3 protein-coding genes and 1 pseudogene are annotated in these 1811 nt (G+C 23.7%); all 4 read left to right on the plus strand.

Annotation, left to right across the window (positions count from 1 at the left end; all coding sequences use genetic code 11):
- Positions 1-46 precede the first annotated feature (46 nt).
- Positions 47-169, plus strand: a complete 123-nt coding sequence (locus tag CD127_RS12945; RefSeq protein WP_276307637.1) for a hypothetical protein — start codon at positions 47-49, stop codon at positions 167-169.
- A 113-nt stretch (positions 170-282) separates the two neighbouring features.
- Positions 283-561, plus strand: a complete 279-nt coding sequence (gene dptG / locus CD127_RS12950) for a DNA phosphorothioation-dependent restriction protein DptG (RefSeq protein WP_268927807.1) — start codon at positions 283-285, stop codon at positions 559-561.
- Positions 561-710 (plus strand): DNA phosphorothioation-dependent restriction protein DptG, encoded by a 150-nt coding sequence (gene dptG / locus CD127_RS12955; protein ID WP_268927808.1) that lies wholly within the window; start codon positions 561-563, stop codon positions 708-710. The genes dptG (CD127_RS12950) and dptG (CD127_RS12955) overlap by 1 nt, the downstream gene beginning before the upstream one ends.
- A pseudogene (locus CD127_RS11385) lies at positions 691-1811 on the plus strand (helicase HerA domain-containing protein); the annotation flags it as partial. The gene dptG (CD127_RS12955) and the pseudogene CD127_RS11385, both read left to right, overlap by 20 nt.

Raw genomic sequence — 1811 nt, forward strand, 5'->3', positions numbered from 1 at the left:
TCAGTATATTACACAAACTGTAATCAATATTGATAATTTAAATAAAATTAAAAATGGAGTAGAGTTAGAGCCCTTATATTTTACATTAGATAGTGAAAAATTATCTTCAACTAGAATTACATATAAAAAAGGATTTAATTATATTAAAGAGAGAAAAAATTCACCTTAGCTAATGATAATTTAATAGGATATTTAAATATAATAATTAAAAATCTCGAAGGTACAAGTACATTTTATTCCCTAACAGATATACTTAATTTTGATGAAAATAAAATTAAAACTATAAATCATGAACTGTCTGAAATGATGAAAGCTTATAAAATGAGATTACCAAAAGAGGAAGAAGTTGCCGATGAATTTATTGACAATTTAAAAATATTAAAAAAATGGTTGATTAAAGATTTAGCTGAAGCTACTAGTTCTCGATATTCTTTATCAATTGATGAAATTGGAGATTTGTACTTTTTAAAAAGTCGAGGCAGTTTAGGGAAAACATTAACAATTAGGAAAGATATATTGATTTTATTAACTTCAATAATTGTAAAAGATGAAAAAAATTAATTAAAGAAGTTTTTGCAGAGTTTGAAAAAAGAGGAGTCTTTTTTGATCGATATACAAAAGAAGAGGTAGTTAATTTCTACGAAAAAATGAATATTCTTGATAAGAAAAGCGATAGTGGAGAGGTTAAATATGTCAAACCAGTTTTATAATTTTTTAGATAAAGAATTAAGAAATTATTTAAATAATACTTCTTTAAACGCAGGAGATAGATTCTTTTTAATATTAAATAATGATAATGAAATAAATAATTTAAAAACAGCAATTGAAAATTCAAAAGAAAAGAAAGTTAGCACTTTTAAGTCAAATGAATTTAGTTTTGAAACTATTTATTATATGGTAAACGATAAAAAAGTAATCTTTGTTTTTGCGCATGATGGTGTTACTAATGACTTCTTAGTGACTATAAGAAATAAGGTGTCATTACAAAAAGGAGAATGGGAAGATTCTGTAGTTATATTTTTGATGAAAGAGGACTTAGATAGTATAACAGGAGGCTCGTTAGATTTATCAAAAAAAGGAGCACCATTTCATACTAATTCACTAAAACAAAATTTAGATAAAATAGTTAATAAAGAAAATCATAATTTAGAAAAACATGAAAGTGAAATTTTAAAATTTGTAATAGAAAGAAAATTTTCAGATGAACTTGTTAAATATACTTTATTAGATTTTGAATCTGTATTTAGTATTATCCAACAAGGTGAAATTAATAAAGAAGACTATTTAAAGTTGGAGCTTTTTGAAGATAAACAATTAAAAAGTTTCTCTAATTCAACTAAAAATATAAAAAATAGATTAATCGAAAATAGTGATTTATTTGAGACTGTTTCAGCTATACATGACAGAGGAAATATTAAAGAAGATATTGAAGAAAAATTTGGAGAAAGCGCCCCTACCAAATTAGTAAAAGATAATTGGTATGAAGCGGAGTTTGAACCAATTAGAAAAAGTAAAGAAACAGTTGATAATGAAAAAAGAGTAAAAATAGAATTTAACGATGAAGAGTTTTATCAGCAATTTAAAAATATTGAGGTATGGAATAAAAATTCTGGTACAACAAAAGTTAAGTCAAGAGAAAAAAATATTATTATTTTTAAGGAATTTTCAAGCTTAGAAACTATAATATTGCCATTTGATAAAAATGATGATATTAATCCATCTTTTATTAATACGAATAGAGCAAAAGTATATAACTTGGCTACAAAAGAGACTTCTAAAGTACAATTTAAATCAAAATCAAAAGGTAAATT

Origin of the sequence: Staphylococcus petrasii (assembly GCF_002902565.1) — a bacterium.
Taxonomy (GTDB): domain Bacteria; phylum Bacillota; class Bacilli; order Staphylococcales; family Staphylococcaceae; genus Staphylococcus; species Staphylococcus petrasii.